Genomic DNA, 19,083 nt, shown 5'->3' with positions numbered 1-19,083 from the left:
GCAGCAGTTTATCAGATCTCCCCGGGTAAGAACGCAAACTTTCTCTCCATATACCTGTCGAATATACAGCGGGATGTTTCGGATAGTTTTGGGCTTTATTTTGTTGTGCAAACTCACCCACATCCAACTGCCTGATTCGCTTCCTGTTCGTCAGGCCAGAGATTTACCGCCGGCTTCCTTCAGATTCCTCCTCGCGAAGGACACCCTTGCCTTAGGTTAACGCTTCCCACTATCAAGGCGCGTTCGGGACTTTCACCCTATAGTTTGCGCCCGTGCCGGGCGCACGCATAAAAAAACAGGGCTCCGGATGGGAGCCCTGTTTTCTTGTATGTTGTGTTCTAATTAGTTAGAAGACGACTCAACACGACGGTTTTGGATACGACCTTCTTCAGTATCGTTTGAAGCAACTGGGTTAGCTTCACCATAACCTCTAGCTGTAACTTGGCTAGCGTTAACACCAGAGTTAACTAAGTAAGTTTTTACTGAGTTAGCACGGTCCTTAGATAACTTCATGTTATATGCAGCAGTACCTTCGCTTGAAGCGTAACCTTTAAGGGTTACTTTACTGTTGTTTTCACGTAATCTAGAAGATAATGCATCTAAGATTGGGTAAGATTCAGTTTTTAAAACTGAAGAGTTGAATTCAAATTGGATTGGCTCATAACCAGTTGCAGTTCCAGCTACGCTGTCAGCTTGCATTTTAGGTAGTGGACAACCTGATCCGTCAACTGCAGTACCAGCAGGAGTTCCTGGGCATTTGTCGAATTGATCAGCTACACCGTCACCATCAGTATCTTTTTTCAAGTCTTCGATAGAACGCTCTACGTTAGATACACGGTTTTTAAGTGCCTCAACTTCTTGACGTAAAGATGGATCTTTCAATTCATCATACATTAAAGCTAGAGGGTTAACCCACTGAAGATCTGGTTTAGATTTAGAACCTAATGAGAACTCAAGACCAGCATATCCGTAAGAGAATTTATCTTTAGTAGTTGCTTTAGCGTAGATTCCGTCTAAGTTATCTGCATCAACGAATGACATGGTGTAACCTAAGTTAAAGGCAACGCGGTCAGATACTTTAAACTTAACACCAGCACCAACTGGGATATAAGCTTCTTTTACATATTTTTTGTCTCTGTCATCACCAGCTCTGTCTTTCCAGTCAAATTCAGCACCGCTGGTAGAAACAGTTTTAGGAGCATAAGCGATTAAACCGTAACCTGCAGATACGTAGAAGTTAACAGCGTTTTCACGACGTAAAAAGTCTACAGTTGCAACGTTAACAACACCGCTTAAGTCAGCAGCATAACCAACTTCAGTTTCGAAAGATCTTAGACCGAACTGAGATCCGTTAACCGCATCTTTGTTAGTTCCAGAGATTTTTCCACGGAAGATGTTACCTTGTAATGCAAAAGCATGACCTAGTTGTTTTTTCAACGAGATACCATAACCTAAGTTTAGATCTTGGTTAGTAAAATCGTTAGATCCACCAATTACTACAAACGGAGATAAAACACCCGCGTTCACACCAACTGACCAAGTTCTGTACTGGCCTCTTCCGCCAAATACCTTGGCTGAAGACGAGGTACTTGTAGAATCCTGAGCACTAGCAAGAGTGGTAGCTCCTACTAAGGCTGCAAAGGATAATGCAAGACCCTTTTTTAAAGTAGAATAATTCATAATTTTCTTTTTTTAAGGTTAACAAATTTAAATAGTAATTCTTTTTTGTACAGCAAAACTAAACAAATATTTAATTTCTCAAAGCATTATACAAACTCTGTTCCAAAGTTGGCTATGCCAATGTTTAAACGACATCCACATGGCATTCACCTGCCATTGTGAATAAAAATCAGCCTGGGACTCACATTACGGTAAAGTAAAATCATAGGTTTAGAGCTTCTGAAGCGGGATTTTGGGCTAAAATAAAAACAGGTTCAGCGTATTATACAGTAAGTCCATTATTTAAGACAGAGTTATTAACATTATCTCCATGCATCAATAAACCTGTAAATATTGAAATTCTTTTCTTCAGAAGCCACCTTAATATCATTCAGTAAACGTTGCCGGTCAACATCCTGGGTGCGGTAGAATTGAAGTAACTTAAAGGCTTTTTCTGCAAGCAGGTAAGGTTTCCTGAAGTTATCATGATGAATTGGGCTTGAAAGCCAGTCGCAAAGCGCTGAAATGCCTTTATTTTTGTCCGCTACAGTTTTGAAGACAGGAACCTGGGGTTCCGTTTGCCGAAGCAATTTTATTAAGTTGTTAGCGAATAGATCTGCACCTTCCCGATCAGATTTATTAACTACAAACGCCTGTGCAATTTCCATCAGTCCGGATTTGATATTCTGAATTTCATCACCGGACTCCGGAACAAGCACCACGAGAGTACGTTCGGCAAGACCGGCAATTTCAAGTTCTGATTGCCCCACCCCTACGGTTTCGACGATGATGATATCGAAATTCGAGGCCGATAATACATCAACCATCTCCATTGTTTTTGTGGAAATACCGCCCAATGCGCCCCTTGTTGCAACAGAACGGATAAACACATTTGGATTGTTGAACTGCTGAGACATTCTAATTCGATCGCCTAGCAGGGAACCGAAGTTAAAAGGTGAGGTTGGGTCCACAGCAAGGATGGCCACCCGCTTATCCGCAGCGGCGTAATCGGCGGTAATAGCATTCACCAGCGTGCTTTTCCCGGCGCCTGGCGGGCCGGTAATGCCGATGATCGGCGCGCTACGCTGCACATCAAGAGCTCGCAGCAGTGCTTCGGATCCATGTAAGCTATTCTCCACGATCGTTAGTGCCCGAGCAATACTAATGAAATCACCTTCTTTAATGCCTTTAAGCAGTGCTTCTACTTTGTCCATCCGATCAGCTTTGTTTACAAAGAAATATAATTCTCCGCATATTAGAGGTTATGGCGCGGAAAACTATTCTACAGATGATACCTTTGTAGCTCATCTCAGTTCAATCCATATGTCGATACCGAAAATCATTCATCAGACATTTAAAACAGATAAACTCCCGTTTATCACCAGATGGCACATCGCGCGTTTCAGAAAACGGAACGCGGACTATGCTTACGAGTTTTACGATGATGAAAGGATCGCCAGCTTTCTCCAGGAGCATTTCGATGCGGAAGTTTTCAGACAATATCAGCGGCTGAACATTGGCGCTGCGAAAGCAGATTTCTTCCGCTATGCAGTAATGCTTAAAAAAGGAGGAGTATACCTTGACGTAGATAGTGCCATTAAAACACGTCTGGATGGCTTTATTTTTCCCGAAGACGTCGCGGTTATTTCCAGGGAGCACCATGAGAATTATTTTGTGCAATGGGCCTTGATTTATGAACCAGGCCACCCTTTCATGCAAAATACCCTTGATATTGTGCTGGATAACATTCGGAACAACACCTATCCACACGATGTACATAAGATGACAGGGCCACAAGCCTACAGCAAAGCCGTTGAAGCATGCCTGGCTGAGAACAAGGACATCCCCCATCGCGTTTTAGGGTACGATTACAATGATCACCTGCGATTTAAATTCCCATTAAATAAGCTGATGTATACGGACCGTGAAGAACACTGGAAGATAAAACAAATAAAAAGTACTGTATTGAAGAGTGTGTAGCGTTTTCAGCCTTGAAACCGTTCTAGAGGAAATTATTGGCTTATATTTGGCACCGTTTGTACCAAGTAGGCAGCACCAACGGTCACGTAGTAAATTGATCAATGAATGAAAGTATCAGGCTTTACCTTTATAAAAAACGCAGTCACCAACGACTACCCAGTTGTAGAAGCAATCACATCCATATTACCTCTATGTGATGAGTTTATAGTGGCGTTAGGAAAGTCTGACGACGGTACGGCTGAGCTGATTCGAAGCATTCCAACCAATAAGATCCGGATTGTAGACACCGTTTGGGACAACACCATGAAAGAAGGTGGCCGTGTATTCGCAATAGAAACGGACAAGGCCTTTGCAGCGATTTCGCCAGATACAGATTGGGCCTTCTATATACAAGGTGACGAAGCTGTACACGAACTTGATTTGCCTAAAATTAAGTTTGAAATGGAGGCTTGCCTGAATGATGACAACATCGAAGGTTTACTATTTAATTATCTCCACTTCTACGGATCCTATGAGTATTTGACAGATGCTCGAAAATGGTATCGCAGAGAAATCCGCCTTGTTAAACGGAAACTTAATGTACAATCTTACCGGGATGCTCAAGGATTCAGAATTGATGATCGAAAGATCAATGTGAAGCTGATCCCTGCTACCATTTACCACTATGGTTGGGTAAAGCCTCCAAATGGCTTACTTAGAAAAGGACAAAATTTCCGCTACTTCTATGATAAAGATGCGCAAATAACGGAAATCCCCGAAACAGCCGGCTATGACTACGCGAATGCCGTAAATTTAAAGCCTTTCAAAGGTAGCCATCCCATGGTCATGAAGAAACGCATTGATCAGGCGACTTGGACGTTTGATCCCAATGTTAGACACAAAACCAATCATTCCCTCAGAGAGCGTATCCTACAGAAAGTTTATGAACTAACTGGAATAAGGGTTGGGGAATATAAAAATTACCATATAGTTCATAACCGATCGTAAATGAAAGTGATATTAGATTGTGAGCGGATGAAATATCCGAACACCGGATTATTTGAGTACTGTCATCAGCTGGGGCTTGCATTAATACAGAGCCAAAACAAAGCAGATAAAGTGGGTATTTACATTCAAGAGCAAAATCAGAAATACTTTCCTGATGCTGTTGATTTTCTTAATCAAAAAAGTATCCACAAGTACCTTTTTCCAAGTCTAGGGAATGCCATTGATATATGGCATGCAACCCATCAGTCTACCTGGTACTTGCCTCCTAAAAGCCGGAATATTAAACGTGTTTTAACCATTCACGACCTAAACTTCTTATATGAGGAGAAGACGGAAGCAAAAAGAAAGAACTATCTGAACAGCCTTCAGCAGAAGATTAATCTTACTGATCACATTGTGGCGATCTCTGAATTTACAAAGAGCGACATCATCCAACACCTGAACGTCGATAGGCCCGTCACCGTTATCTATAACGGTTGCCGTGTTAAAGACCATTCAAACTTTGATCAACCAACCTATCGGCCGACAAACGCTTTTATATTCGCATTAGGATCCGTAAATGCAAAGAAAAACTTCCATACGCTTCCTTGTTTGGTTAAAAACAATTCCATGGAGCTGATTATTGCTGGAAATCCATCCAAAAGTTATGTAGAAAAAATATACAGTGAAGCCCAAGCGCTAGGCGTGGTCGACAGAGTGAAAGTAATTGGAGCAATTACAGAAAAAGATAAATATTGGTACTATAAACATTGTTCTGCGTTTGCTTTGCCATCAATTGCAGAAGGTTTTGGCATTCCTGTGATAGAAGCCATGAGCTTTGGCAAACCTGTGTTCCTTTCCACGTCAACCTCACTACCCGAGATTGGAGGTGAATACGCCAGTTATTTCAAAAACTTCAGTCCAGCGCATATGATCGAGGTTTTTGAAGCAGGCATGAAAAAGCACAATGACTTGAATCTTTCAAAATCAGTCATTCAATATGCTAAGAAATTTGACTGGAAGATTAGTGCGGAGGCTTATTGGAAAGTATACCAGAGCTTAGTGCCTTAATCCCCCACTCAGGCTTTATATCTTGTATCTTCAGGGTGTTAAATTTTTAAATGTGTAGCTTTGTGATTATAACTCCGGAATGAAGACCTATTTTAGACTTTTATCTTTTGCTAAACCAATCGAGAAATTTGCGATACCCTATGTAATTACTACACTTCTCGCAGTTTTTTTTAACACATTTAACTTCACTCTTTTATCTCCTTTACTAGATACCTTGTTTGCATCAGACACTAATGTCATGTCTGGCGGAGTTACCAAGGCTGTATCTGACTTGGACTTCCTGTCGAAATTCAGGGCCTTCATCGATTATTCTATCATAAATAACGGCAAGAATGCTACACTTGAAATTGTCTGTACCGTCATCCTAATATCCGTGTTGTTATCAAACTTTTTTAGATACCTGTCTCAACGGATAATGGAAGATCTTCGCGTGTATACGCTGCTAAACATCCGTAAAAAGGTCTTCAATAATGTTATGGACCTGCATATTGGGTACTTCAATAATGAGCGGAAAGGTGATATAATTGCCAAGATATCTTCAGACGTACAAGTCGTACAATTCACTGTCACCAACACGCTGCAGGTTGCCTTTAAAGAACCCTTGCAACTCATTTTTTACGTAATCGTACTCCTGAGCGTATCTGTAAAGCTAACTTTGTTTGCACTGCTCATTATTCCACTCTCTGGATTTATCATCAGTAAGATCGTAAAGCGTCTTCGGAAACAAGCCACTCAGGCTCAAGAATCCTTCGCAAGGATGATTGGCTTTTTAGATGAAGCACTAAGTGGAATTAAGATTGTAAAAGCTTTCAATGCTACTGGGCTTGTAAAGGATAGATTTCAACAGGAAAACGAACATTACTCAAATATCAATCGTAAGATGGTACGGCGCCAACAGCTAGCTTCTCCGGTGTCACAATCACTTGGTGTGCTAGTCGTTGTTTTAATTGTATTATACGGCGGAAATCTGGTCATCAACGGTAGTAATGAGTTTACGCCTTCCCAGTTTATCCTGTACATCGCTGTATTCTCTCAGGTCATGCAGCCAATTAAGGCCTTAAGTGATTCTTTCAGCGGCATCCATACCGGTATTTCAGCGGGTGAACGTGTATTATCACTTATTGACACCAAACCGGAGCTGGTAGACAAACCTAATGCTGTTGACATTACGGACTTTAAAGATTCCATCAAAATAGAAGGTGTCAACTTCAACTTTGGGGAACGACAAATCTTAAGCAACATAAACTTGGAGATTAAAAAAGGTAAAACGATTGCATTGGTTGGTCCCTCAGGTGGCGGAAAAAGTACGTTAATGGACATCATTCCGCGATTCTATGATCCACTTGTGGGCACACTGAAATTTGACGGCGTAGACTACAAAGATCTTAAAGTTGATTCCCTAAGGGCACAAATGGGCATTGTGAACCAGGAATCATTTCTATTCAATGACACGATCTTCAATAACATCGCATTTTCGAATCCAAATGCAACTGTCCAGGAAGTTGAGGCTGCAGCAAAGATTGCCAATGCTCATGATTTTATAATCCAACAGGAGCAAGGATATAACACCTTCGTTGGCGATAGAGGAAGCAGGTTATCCGGCGGACAACGTCAGCGGATAAGTATTGCCAGAGCGGTACTGGCCAATCCACCAATTATGCTTTTAGATGAAGCCACCTCTGCCCTGGACACGGAATCTGAAAAACTTGTTCAAGTGGCATTAAACAACCTCATGAAAAACCGTACATCAGTCGTTATTGCACATAGACTAAGTACCATTCAACACGCGGACCAGATTGTAGTTATTGATCAGGGCAGCATCAAAGAGACTGGAACACACCAGGAGCTAGTCAGCCAACATGGTATTTACAAGCGCTTAATCGATATGCAAACCTTCAATGAATGATATTGCTGCTGTCAATTGTTAGCTTTCGTAATATATGATACAGCCCTGAAGACTTTTTGCTTCACAACATCCCAATTGTAATTAGCGTGCACGTATGCTACTCCATTAGCTTTCATTGTGGACAGATCAACTCTCGAGTGCAATACTGTATCTAAAGCCAGCTTAAATGTTGAGAAATCTTTGAAAAGTAGCCCGGATTGGCTGTCTTGAACATGCATCCTGAGTACCTCGCAATGTTCATTTATTATCACTAAAGTACCTTCTTTCATACTCTCCAAGGTCACTAACGACAGACTTTCGTAGTACGATGGCATGATCAAAGCTTGTGCGCCCCGTAGCAAACTAAGCTTTCTCGATTCAGACACATATCCGAGGCTCAAAATACGCTCATTAACTGGAACCTCCATAAATTGCTGACCAATCAGCACAAGCTTACAATTTTCGCTTGTCGACTTTACATATTTGAGAAAATGATCAATCATCATTGCGCAACCCTTTGCATGATCGACCCGCCCTATGTAGATAAAGTATGGAAAATCAAAGTTCTGATGCTGTTCATTATCGTTAGGAACAGTTGCAGAGTCGATGCCTACACCAACGATATCATTGTAAATTGATGCGTTATCAAATAGCTTATGAACTAGATTTCTTTCCGCTGGTGTATTAAACAATATAGAGGCAGGCGATGTAAATACCTTTTTAAACCCGGGCAAATATATATCCGGCTCATCGTGTGCGGTGGGTATCAGTATTGACTTGTGCGCTGCAACACTTAAGCCGGCATATGTCGGGAAATATAAATAAGTAAAAAAGATTAGCGCATCATACTGCTCATGATTTTCTTTCAAATGATCAATAAGATCGGGGGTATATGGCCCCTGCGCTTTAGACCAGTTATCGAAAACAGCAACCAGATTCTGCTTGGGTTTAAACACACGCTCGAATAACTCAAGTGCGCCAAAGAAGCGAAGTATTTTTTGATGAACGGATCGTTTTCGGAGAATTCGACCCAACTTGTGGGCCTTCATTTTGTCACGTTCTTGCACCACCGGAAAACGCCTGACTACAATTCCATTGACGACCGTATTGCCGGGCCTGTATTCATTAGCCCAGGTGATATAGTCTTTAGCGCATGTGGTTAATACTTCAACATCAAAGATATCTTTTAAATGCTCAGCTAAAACCCTGCAGTGAAATTCCGCGCCACCGTTAACTTCTAAGCCATACCTTTGTACTACAAACCCAATTTTTTTCATAAACTTGAAAGGCAAATGTAATTTTAAATTTCAAATGTTTTTGTAAAGCATTTGGATCAAAACTTAGTCTTAGGTCCGAAAGTGCTTGATGTTCACTCTTAATAACTCTATGGAAGCACCTTCAATTGTCATTGTAATTCCCATCTATAAAGAAAAGCCAAACGCCCTGGAAGAACTTGCCATACAGCAGTGCTTCCACGTCCTGGGATCTCATCGGATCGTAGCCTTGAAGCCATCGAACCTTTGTACAGCCCATTATAGATACCCATTTCAGAAGGTGATCAGTTTTGATGATAGTTACTTTCGGGATGTCGCGGGATACAATCGCCTTATGTTATCGCCAGCCTTTTATGGTACCTTCCTCGAATTCGATTTCATGCTGATCTATCAGCCAGACGCATTTGTCTTTAAAGATGAACTTCTGTATTGGTGTAATAGTGGATACGACTACATTGGAGCACCATGGCTGACGAAAGGTGATTACCCTGACATTATTAAGAAGTGGAAGAACAAAACACTGAACTATTTTCATAGAAAATTCAACTTAAAACAGCCAGATTCTCATTTACCAACCGACATACAGCTGGAAAATATGGTTGGTAACGGAGGCTTCTCACTCCGTCGAATTGAGAAATTCCACAACCTTTGCTTGGAAGAACAAACACTAATCGAGCACTACAATTCCAAAAACGAGCACTATTTTCATGAAGATGTATTCTGGTCAATTGAAGTAAACCGAAGGAAAGGAAGACTAAAGATCCCTAGCTACAAAACGGCTGTACATTTTTCTATGGAAAACAATAGCGATTTTGGCTTCAAGCTGACCGGTGGAAAACTGCCATTTGGCTGTCATGCCTGGGATAAGAACCTGGGATTCTGGGCACCAATCCTTAAAAAGCAGAATATCAAACTCCAGTTACCTACATCTACTAATTAATACCGTCGAACAAGCACCTTAAAGTTGAATAGCAGAAACAAATTCCAGCCGAGTGCTCTCCATAATTGATGCCTCCAAAGCACTTTTAACTTATAAAAAGTACTGCGATCGAGCGCTGTAAGTTGCTTCATCAGACGCTTTGACGTTATCCGCTCGGCTTTCCTTGCCTCTGCGGGAGAAATTTCATCCACCACAACAGGCAGTTGCTGCTTGTGCTTATTGTGAAGCAACAGCGTTGCATTCAGCCAATCTTCAGAATAATTTCCCTCTGAAAAATGTTCCAAAAGAACTTCATAGGTGACATAGATCTTATACTTTGTGCCAACCTGCAGAGCGTACTCTACGTCATAGCCGTGAAAGCCTTTTATCAGCTCCTGATCAAATTTAAATTCATTAAATACAGATTTCCGAACACACATCCATACGCCATCAACTGTAGCAACCTGTTCTTTTGTATGTTGATCGGAGGCACTTGAGAATAGCTTCGTTTTCCGCTCCGAAAACTTGAAGTTTTGAAGGATATGTATTTTGTGTCGGGAGTCATCTACACCCGGGCATGCCCATTCAGCCGGTGTCAATGATTTATAGGTTGATCCCGCAATACCCAGCAACCCGATCTCCGGATCACTCATAATCTCTACAACCTTCTTTCCCCAATCCTGTGTATGCAATATTACGTCCTCATGCATAAAACACATGACATCATAACTTGCCTTCGCACCTGCGGCATTATACACCTCACAGATCCCCTTTTTTCCATCACCATTAGGTACAGCGATAATTTCGTAAGGAATGCCTACAGTGTCATCTATGTTCTTTTTAACGGCGCTTAGATATTCAGGGTTTGAAGAAGATATTATTATAGAAATCATGTTAATCTAACGTTATTCACCATCAAAATGCGACAGCTACAAAACTAAAAATCCCTGCCTGATTAACCAGACAGGGATTTGAATATTATAGATGTTAAAGATTAGAGTTTTCTCTTAACCTCTACCTGCTCGTAAGCTTCAACGATATCCCCAACCTCAATGTTGTTGAAGTTATGGATGTTCAATCCGCATTCGTAACCGGCGTTAACCTCTTTCACATCATCTTTATAACGTTTCAATGAAGCAAGTTCACCTGTGTAAACCACTACACCATCACGTACAATCCGGATCTTACTGTTTCTGGTAATCTTACCATCAAGAACCATACATCCTGCAATCGTACCCACTTTCGTGATCTTGAAGACATCTCTGATCTCCACGTTCGCAGTGATCTTCTCTTCGAATTCCGGTGCTAACATACCCTCCATCGCCGCTTTGATCTCGTTGATCGCATCGTAGATGATCGAGTACAGACGGATGTCGATTTGCTCCGCTTCAGCAAGCTTTCTTGCACCTGAAGATGGACGAACCTGGAAACCGATGATGATCGCATCTGAGGCCGAAGCAAGAAGTACATCAGATTCTGAGATCTGACCAACCGCTTTACCAATGATGTTGATCTGGATTTCCTGCGTAGACAGTTTCAATAACGAGTCAGATAGTGCCTCGATAGATCCATCCACGTCACCTTTAACAATCAGGTTAAGCTCTTTAAAGTTACCAATTGCAAGACGTCTTCCAATCTCATCCAATGTAATGTGTTTCTGGGTACGTAAACCTTGCTCACGCATCAACTGCAGACGTTTGTTTGCAATATCACGTGCTTCATGTTCCGTTTCCAACGCGTTGAACCTGTCACCAGCGGTTGGTGCACCCTGCATACCCAATACCTGAACCGGTACCGAAGGACCAGCCTCATTTACCTTTTGTCCACGCTCATTGAATAATGCTTTAACACGTCCACTGTAGCTACCTGCAAGAATCGGATCACCAATTTTCAGCGTACCTGCCTGAACAAGAACAGTAGTAACGATACCACGGCCTTTATCAAGGGTAGCCTCGATCACGCTACCAGTAGCACGTTTATTAGGATTAGCTTTCAGTTCAAGTAATTCTGCTTCAAGTAATACTTTTTCAAGTAATAGATCCACGTTTAAACCACTCTTACCAGAGATCTCCTGCGACTGGAATTTACCACCCCAATCCTCAACCAGGATATTCATCTGAGAAAGTTGTTCTCTGATGCGTTCTGAATTCGCACCTGGCTTATCAATCTTTGTAAATGCAAATACCAATGGTACACCTGCCGCCTGTGCGTGGTTGATCGCCTCTTTTGTTTGAGGCATCACCGCATCATCCGCCGCAACAACGATAATCGCGATATCCGCTACTTTCGCACCACGTGCACGCATCGCCGTAAAGGCCTCGTGACCTGGTGTATCCAGGAAGGTTACCTGTTTACCTGTTGGTGTAGTTACCATATAGGCACCAATGTGCTGGGTAATACCACCCGCCTCACCGGCAACAACGTTTGCTTTACGGATATAATCCAGCAAGGACGTTTTACCGTGATCCACGTGTCCCATAATGGTCACAACTGGTGCTCTAGGAATTAAATCTTCCGGATCATCTTCCTGCTCAATGATAGAATCGCTCTCATCATCAGGTTTAACAAACTGGATTTCGTATCCAAATTCGTCAGCCACAATGGTAAGGGTCTCTGCATCTAAACGCTGGTTGATGGAAACGAACATACCCAAACTCATACAGGTACCAATGATTTTCGTAACCGGTACGTCCATCATGTTTGCAAGCTCATTGGCTGTAACAAACTCCGTAACACGAAGTACTTTGGATTGTAATTCCTGCTCCATTGCAGCCTCTTCAGCTGTCATGGCAACATCGTCACGTTTCTGACGACGAAGTTTAGCACGTTGTGCAAACTTACCAGATTTACCAGCACCACTCAAACGAGCAAGTGTTGCTTTGATCTGATCTTGTATTTCTTTCTCCGTAGGTTCTTCCTTAGGACCTCCTGAACCTGGCGCACCCGGTCTGGCGTTTCTAAAGTTCGGCCTATTGGCAGTATTATTAGTATTGTTCCTGAAATCAGGTCTGTTGGTAAACGAAGGTGCACCTGCAGGGCGTGGAGCAGTACCAGGACCGCCATGCTGATTTCCAGCAGCAGCAGTACCTTGTCCTTGTACAGGATTAGCACCAGGTGTTTTCTTACGTTTACGCTTACGCTTCGCCTCTGCACTTTCGTTAGAAGAAGCAACTGGCTGTGATTTTCTTTCAGGCGTAGTTGGTAAAACAATTTTACCGATAATGTTCGGACCCGATAGTTTAACCGAACGTGCTTTAATAACCTCAACCTCTTCCGGTTTGTCCGCTTTAGGCGCTTCCGGTGCTGGCGTAGGTGCAGGTGTTGCAGGCTTAGGTGCTTCAACCGGTTTCTCCACTGGCTTCGGTGCCTCAGCAGCAACTTCTTTCGGTGCTTCAGGTGCAGCAGGTTGCTCTACTGCAAGGGCGGCAACTGGTTCAACCTTCGCAGGTTCAGGAACTACAGCTTTCGGCGCTTCTACAGCAGCAGGCTGCTCTGCAGGTGCTGCAGGCTCATCCTTTTTAGCAGGTCTGGTTTTCGCATTGAAGTTGGTAAGATCGATTTTTCCAACAATCTTAACTCCTGGCAATGTGCCATCTTCATGCTTCTCCTCTGCTTTAGCAGCAGGTGCTGCCGGTGCTGGTTCTTCTTTTGCTTTAGGAGCAACCGCCGCCTCATCCTTAGGTTTTTCTGTATGCGGTGTATGTACGTTAAGGTTCTTAACTAATATACCCTCATTTTCAAACTCTACATTTTTTCTAGGTGCCTCCGCAACTTTTTCAGTTACTTCAGGCTCATCACGACGAATTTTACCTATAACAATTTGATTAGCTTCTTCTTTTACAATTTTGTCCCCCTGAAACTCTTTTAACAAAGAATCATACATCTCACGGGAGAGCTTAGTAGTGGGTTTATTTTCCACAGAGAAGCCTTTCTTTTCCAGAAACTCTACAGCCGTAGCGATTCCGACGTTAAGTTCCTTAACTGCTTTAAATAAAATTATTGGTTTGTCGTCTGACATTGATATCCTATTTTTCTTAATTCTTATACAAAAGTAACGTTTATTCTTGTTTATTTCATGTCCTTACAATTAGTTTTTAAAATTTGGAAGCACATATAACCTTATTTTTTAATCTGTTAAGAGAATATAATACAGGTTCAATAATTAACAAACGCCTATTCAAACTCTGACCTTAAAATACTGATCACTTCTTTGATCGTTTCTTCTTCAAGGTCCGTACGTTTAACCAGTTCGTCAACTGAAAGTGTTAATACACTTTTCGCAGTATCACATCCAATAGCTTTCAACTCATCAATGATCCAGCTATCGATTTCATCTGAGAATTCCTCAATATCCACATCCTCATCCTCTTCACCAGCTTCACGGTAAACATCAATCTCATACCCGGTTAACTTACCCGCAAGTTTAATGTTATGTCCGCCTCTACCGATTGCCAAAGAAACCTGATCAGGTTTCAGGTATACCGAAGCATGTTTGGTCTCATCATCAAGCTTAATGGAAGTGATCTTCGCAGGGCTTAATGCTCTCTGGATATATAAAGAAACGTTATTGGTGAAGTTAATCACGTCGATATTCTCGTTCTTCAACTCCCGGACAATACCATGGATACGTGAACCTTTCATACCAACGCAAGCGCCAACCGGATCAATACGATCGTCGTAAGACTCCACAGCTACCTTAGCACGTTCTCCTGGTTCTCTTACGATCTTCTTAATCGTAATCAGGCCATCGAAGATCTCAGGTACTTCAATCTCAAATAATCTTTGTAAGAACTCCGGTGCAATCCTCGAAATAATGATCTTTGGTGTTGCGTTTACCATATCAACTTTGGAGATCACTGCACGTACAGTATCGCCTTTTTTGAAATAGTCGGCCGGAATCTGCTCTGTCTTAGGCATGATCAACTCATTACCCTCGTCATCCAGAATCAGGGTCTCTTTCTTCCATACCTGGTAAACCTCACCAGTTACAATTTCACCAACCCTGTCCTTATACTTCTTGAAGATCTCATCTTTCTCCAGCTCCAATACTTTGGAAACTAAAGTCTGACGGGCAGCTAAAATAGCCCTGCGACCAAAACTCTCCAGCGTGATCTGCTCAATGTAGTCGTCACCAACTTCCATATCCGGGTCCAGTTGTTTTACTTCAGACAATTCTATTTCAAGGTCATCATCCTCAGAAAATCCATCTTCCATCACTTTCCTGGTGCGCCAGATCTCCAAATCTCCATTGTCAGGGTTCACGATAACGTCGCAATTCTCATCCGTGCCATACTTCTTCCGCAACATACTACGGAAAACTTCTTCCAACACACTGATTACCGTCGGACGGTCGATATTCTTGAAGTCCTTAAACTCCTGAAATGAATCGATTAAATTAATATTGCTCATTTTTATTTAAATGAAATTAAAACCTTTGTTTCTACTATTTGATCAAAGCTGATTACAGTTTCCTCTAATCTCGCTTTTTTACCTTTCTCTTTAATCTGCTCCTCGATGGTAATGTTATCATCTGTTACCGACAACAATTTACCTTCTTTTTTCGTGCCGTCCGAAAATTTAACACTTAAATCCCGGCCAACATTCTTGTAGTACTGACGCTTTAATTTCAAAGGCTCTCCAACACCAGGAGAAGATACCTCCAGATTGTAAGCCTGTTCAATAACGTTTTCCTCTTCTAAATGAAAACCCACATGCCTGCTTATGGCCGCACAATCCTGGATACTGATGCCTTCATCACCATCAACGTGAATAATTAGCTTATTGTTCGGAAGCATTTTAATTTCCACCAAGAACAGTTCCGGTCTATCCGAAATCTTTTCTTCAATTAACTCTTTTACTCTATTTTCTACTTGCATATCAAAATTTTAACAAAAGAAAAGAGGGGACCTTTGTCCCCTCCTATTCCTCTATTAGAGCACAAAGGTAATTATATTTTTTTTAATTTAAAAATCAAGTGGTTACAAGAATTCAAGTACCTTTTGATTTGGCGCCATATTGAATTTCGTCTTATTCTTTATAATCGACTGGAAATCGGCAAATTTTGAGTTGATATAAGTGAGCACCATATACTTCCTGCCCTTCGCAAAGGGTCTGGCCGGCTGAAAGATCAGCGAATCTCCTGCTGCCAGCAGCTTTCCTGACAGCTGCAGCTGCAAGCCCGCAGTATCTTCCGCCAAGGGAGATTCCATTACGGTGACCAGCTCCTGCAGCAAGGAATCGCCAAGTTCGCCATTTTTAATCTTAGCCATACCTACCGGATCAATGTTCTTGATCACAATCGAGGTACTATCGCCGGAGAAATCAATATCAAGCGGCTTATTTTTTGTAGAATTGCAGGCAATAAGACTACAAAGCAGCATAAACACAACACAACAAAACGGGAACTTTAACATTCAACTAATATATTAAACGAAGGGCAAACAGATGAAAATTATAATCGACATCTTACTTATGGGCATTATTATGCTCCTGGCAGCTTACCTGGTACCTGGCGTTCAGGTTGATGGTTTTGGAACTGCAATTATTGCTGCGATCTTAATCGCAATTACGAATGCAACGATCGGATTTATCCTGCGCGTCTTAACGTTTCCAATCACCATTCTTACCCTGGGGCTGTTCTCTTTCGTGATCACCGTATTGATGATCCTGTTGGTAGATGCCATGCTGGATGGCTTTCATACCGCCGGATTCTGGTCGGCAGCACTACTCGCCATTGTCATAGCCATCATGAAGTCCATCTTTGGCGTTGTTGCCAAAAACGACTAGTACTATTTAAGGACCTCCCTGGAGATCACCATTTTCTGGATCTCGGAGGTGCCTTCATAGATCTGGGTAATTTTTGCGTCGCGCATCAGACGCTCTACATGGTATTCTTTCACAAAGCCGTAACCACCATGGATCTGTACCGCCTCAACGGTTACATCCATGGCAACTTTCGACGCATAAAGCTTAGCCATTGATCCTGCAAGTGTATAAGGCTGTCCCTGATCTTTCAACCAGGCGGCTTTATAAACCAGCATTCTGGCTGCTTCAATCTGCGTAGCCATGTCTGCAAGTTTAAAGGCGATGGCCTGATGATCTGCAATGGCTTTACCGAAAGATTTTCTTTGTTTAGCGTATTCAAGTGCAAGCTCATAGGCGCCTGCAGCAATGCCCAATGCTTGCGCTGCAATACCGATCCGCCCACCTTCAAGGGTCTTCATCGCGAACTTAAAACCGAAGCCATCTTCGCCGATGCGGTTTTCCTTAGGTACCTTCACATCATTGAACATCAGCGAATGGGTGTCACTCCCCCTGATCCCAAGTTTGTTCTCTTTAGGACCCACGGTAAAACCCTCCATCCCTCTTTCGACGATGAATGCATTAATTCCACGATGTTTTAGGGATCTGTCTGTTTGCGCAATAACCAGGTATACAGATGCAGTACTACCGTTGGTGATCCAGTTTTTGGTACCATTCAGCAGATAGTAGTCGCCCATATCCACTGCGGTGGTCTGCTGAGAAGTGGCATCAGAACCCGCTTCGGGCTCCGAAAGACAAAATGCACCGATCTTTTCACCTGATGCTAATGGCTTTAAATATTGCTCTTTCTGGGCTTCTGTACCATAAGCTTCCAGGCCATAACAAACCAGGGAGTTATTTACAGATACCACAACAGAGGCTGAAGCATCTATTTTAGAAAGCTCTTCCATAACCAGAACGTACGACAAGGCATCCAGGCCGCTACCATGGTATTTTTCGTCTACCATCATACCAAGGAAACCCAGCTCACCCAGTTTTTTCACCTGTTCTGCCGGAAATTTCTGGTGCTCGTCACGCTCAATAACGCCAGGTTTTAATTCATGCTGTGCGAAATCCCGCGCAGCCTGCTGGATCATTAATTGTTCTTCACTTAATTGAAATTGCATAATATTGTATTTATGAGATATGGTCTGGCCAAATTTAGTATTTAAGAACTAAATATTATGGCAGCATAGCAATTTTAATACAATAGCTTTCAGTAACTTATTTCAATAAATGGTTGTTGTCGTCGGGGAAAACTAATATTGGATGATATTTCTTTGCTTCTTCAATCGGCAATGAGCCGTAAGACATAATGATCAAGATATCGCCTACCTGCACTTTGCGGGCTGTTGCACCATTCAGGCACACCATTCCAGTGCCACGCTCGCCTTTAATCACGTAGGTTTCAAAACGCTCACCATTGTTGTTGTTTACGATCTGTACCTTTTCGTTTGCTATAATATGAGCAGCATCCATCAGATCTTCATCAATGGTGATGCTTCCAACATAGTTCAACTCAGCCTGAGTCACCTTTACACGGTGAATCTTAGACTTTAAAATTTGAATTATCATACCACAAAGTTAGGTATTTTTAAAACGGAAATAATACAATTAGCTCAACAGCATATTATCTATGAGCCTGGTATGACCAACCTTAGCAGCTACCAATGCAACCAGGTTTTTAGCGGCTTTATCGCTTTGCTTTTCCAGGGTGCTGCCATCTACGATGCTGAAATAATCGAGTTCCACACCTGGTGTATTGCTGATCATCTCGCTGGCATGTTCCTCCAGCGCATCAATGCTTTCCTGTTCAAAGTGCTCTTTTACATACTGGAGCGCTTTACTTAATACCAGCGCATGGGTCCTGTCGGATGCAGAAAGATGGATATTCCTGGAACTCATGGCCAGGCCGTCCTGCTCCCGGATGATTGGGCAGGTCACGATCTCGATCGGCAGTTTAAAGTAATGAACCATATTCTGGATCATGAGCACTTGCTGATAGTCTTTTTGTCCGAACAGCGCTTTATGCGGCTGCACTGCATCGAAAAGCTTTTTAACGATTTCCGTTACACCCTGGTAGTGCCCTTTACGGTAAGCACCTTCAAGCAGGAATTCTGCAGAACCAAGGTCAATATGCCATTGTTCCTGCTGCGGATACATCTCCTGAACCGAAGGCATAAATACCAGATCACAACCTGCTTGTTCAAGCATTTTGATGTCATGTTCTACCGGGCGGGGATATTTTTCAAGATCCTTGGGATCTGTAAATTGTGTTGGGTTAACAAAGACGCTGCAAACTACAAAATCTGCGATTTCCTGAGCAGCCTTGATGAGCGAAACATGTCCTGGATGAAGCGCACCCATGGTCGGTACCAGGGCAATTTTTTGGTTTGCCGCATTTACCGGCTCGAGCTGCATTTTCAATGCCGCTATCGTATTTATTACTTTCAAAACAGCTTCTAAAATTTTAGGCGGCTAAGTTGGTTAATTATAATTTCCCAACAAAACATCTTGCCTAAGAAGTT

Annotated in this window: 17 protein-coding genes; 6 read left to right on the top strand and 11 right to left on the bottom strand. The window is 42.3% G+C overall.

The annotated features are described in order from the left end of the window. Positions 1 to 342: 342 nt before the first annotated feature. A complete protein-coding gene (locus tag AC5WJX_RS03135) occupies positions 343 to 1,680 on the bottom strand; it encodes an OmpA family protein (protein ID WP_494483315.1) in 1,338 nt (445 codons plus the stop codon). Positions 1,681 to 1,982: 302 nt separating this feature from the next. Beyond that, positions 1,983 to 2,873 carry a methylmalonyl Co-A mutase-associated GTPase MeaB gene (gene meaB / locus AC5WJX_RS03130; RefSeq protein ID WP_494483314.1) on the bottom strand — a complete coding sequence of 297 codons (891 nt, stop codon included), beginning with the start codon at positions 2,871 to 2,873 and terminating at the stop codon, positions 1,983 to 1,985. 109 nt (positions 2,874 to 2,982) lie between these two features. On the opposite strand from meaB, the gene AC5WJX_RS03125 reads away from it, so the two are divergent. From AC5WJX_RS03125 to AC5WJX_RS03110, 4 genes are all read left to right on the top strand, one after another. After that, a complete protein-coding gene (locus tag AC5WJX_RS03125; protein WP_494483313.1) occupies positions 2,983 to 3,639 on the top strand; it encodes a glycosyltransferase family 32 protein in 657 nt (218 codons plus the stop codon). Between the two features lie 105 nt (positions 3,640 to 3,744). Next, entirely contained in the window at positions 3,745 to 4,626 is an 882-nt protein-coding gene (locus AC5WJX_RS03120; protein WP_494483312.1) for a glycosyltransferase family protein, read from the top strand. Continuing rightward, positions 4,627 to 5,676 (top strand): glycosyltransferase family 4 protein, encoded by a 1,050-nt coding sequence (locus tag AC5WJX_RS03115; protein ID WP_494483311.1) that lies wholly within the window; start codon positions 4,627 to 4,629, stop codon positions 5,674 to 5,676. A gap of 79 nt (positions 5,677 to 5,755) precedes the next feature. Next, positions 5,756 to 7,582 (top strand): ABC transporter ATP-binding protein, encoded by a 1,827-nt coding sequence (locus tag AC5WJX_RS03110; RefSeq protein ID WP_494483310.1) that lies wholly within the window; start codon positions 5,756 to 5,758, stop codon positions 7,580 to 7,582. An 11-nt stretch (positions 7,583 to 7,593) separates the two neighbouring features. Here AC5WJX_RS03110 and AC5WJX_RS03105 read toward each other — a convergent pair whose 3' ends face one another. Continuing rightward, on the bottom strand, positions 7,594 to 8,838 hold the full coding sequence (locus AC5WJX_RS03105; RefSeq protein ID WP_494483309.1) for a glycosyltransferase family 4 protein: 1,245 nt from the start codon (positions 8,836 to 8,838) through the stop codon (positions 7,594 to 7,596). Positions 8,839 to 8,947: 109 nt separating this feature from the next. Between AC5WJX_RS03105 and AC5WJX_RS03100 the strand changes: the two genes are divergently transcribed. Further along, on the top strand, positions 8,948 to 9,775 hold the full coding sequence (locus AC5WJX_RS03100) for a DUF5672 family protein (RefSeq protein ID WP_494483308.1): 828 nt from the start codon (positions 8,948 to 8,950) through the stop codon (positions 9,773 to 9,775). Here AC5WJX_RS03100 and AC5WJX_RS03095 read toward each other — a convergent pair. From AC5WJX_RS03095 to AC5WJX_RS03075, 5 genes are all read right to left on the bottom strand, one after another. Then, positions 9,772 to 10,647, bottom strand: a complete 876-nt coding sequence (locus tag AC5WJX_RS03095; RefSeq protein WP_494483307.1) for a glycosyltransferase — start codon at positions 10,645 to 10,647, stop codon at positions 9,772 to 9,774. The genes AC5WJX_RS03100 and AC5WJX_RS03095 overlap by 4 nt on opposite strands. Before the next feature lie 101 nt (positions 10,648 to 10,748). After that, complete coding sequence (gene infB / locus AC5WJX_RS03090) at positions 10,749 to 13,772, bottom strand: translation initiation factor IF-2 (RefSeq protein WP_494483306.1); 3,024 nt, start codon at positions 13,770 to 13,772, stop codon at positions 10,749 to 10,751. 155 nt (positions 13,773 to 13,927) lie between these two features. Then, complete coding sequence (gene nusA, locus AC5WJX_RS03085) at positions 13,928 to 15,163, bottom strand: transcription termination factor NusA (RefSeq protein ID WP_440428550.1); 1,236 nt, start codon at positions 15,161 to 15,163, stop codon at positions 13,928 to 13,930. 2 nt (positions 15,164 to 15,165) lie between these two features. Beyond that, positions 15,166 to 15,630: a ribosome assembly cofactor RimP gene (rimP, locus tag AC5WJX_RS03080; RefSeq protein WP_440428551.1), complete on the bottom strand. Its 465-nt coding sequence runs from the start codon at positions 15,628 to 15,630 to the stop codon at positions 15,166 to 15,168. Between the two features lie 102 nt (positions 15,631 to 15,732). Further along, positions 15,733 to 16,167, bottom strand: a complete 435-nt coding sequence (locus tag AC5WJX_RS03075; RefSeq protein WP_494483305.1) for a hypothetical protein — start codon at positions 16,165 to 16,167, stop codon at positions 15,733 to 15,735. A 31-nt stretch (positions 16,168 to 16,198) separates the two neighbouring features. On the opposite strand from AC5WJX_RS03075, the gene AC5WJX_RS03070 reads away from it, so the two are divergent. Beyond that, positions 16,199 to 16,540 carry a phage holin family protein gene (locus tag AC5WJX_RS03070; RefSeq protein WP_440428553.1) on the top strand — a complete coding sequence of 114 codons (342 nt, stop codon included), beginning with the start codon at positions 16,199 to 16,201 and terminating at the stop codon, positions 16,538 to 16,540. 2 nt (positions 16,541 to 16,542) lie between these two features. Here the strand turns inward: AC5WJX_RS03070 and AC5WJX_RS03065 are convergent, their stop codons facing one another. The 3 genes from AC5WJX_RS03065 to panC form a co-directional block, all read right to left on the bottom strand. Further along, the gene (locus tag AC5WJX_RS03065; protein WP_440428554.1) at positions 16,543 to 17,682 is read right to left on the bottom strand and encodes an acyl-CoA dehydrogenase; all 1,140 of its coding nucleotides are present in this window, start codon (positions 17,680 to 17,682) and stop codon (positions 16,543 to 16,545) included. A gap of 97 nt (positions 17,683 to 17,779) precedes the next feature. Next, complete coding sequence (gene panD, locus AC5WJX_RS03060) at positions 17,780 to 18,130, bottom strand: aspartate 1-decarboxylase (protein ID WP_440428555.1); 351 nt, start codon at positions 18,128 to 18,130, stop codon at positions 17,780 to 17,782. Positions 18,131 to 18,169: 39 nt separating this feature from the next. Beyond that, complete coding sequence (panC, locus tag AC5WJX_RS03055) at positions 18,170 to 19,009, bottom strand: pantoate--beta-alanine ligase (RefSeq protein WP_494483304.1); 840 nt, start codon at positions 19,007 to 19,009, stop codon at positions 18,170 to 18,172. Between the last annotated feature and the right edge of the window lie 74 nt (positions 19,010 to 19,083).

This window comes from Pedobacter sp. NEAU-ZC8 (genome assembly GCF_059278965.1).
The sequence above is the reverse complement of the archived record's forward strand: the minus strand, read 5'-3'. Positions and strand labels throughout refer to the sequence as shown.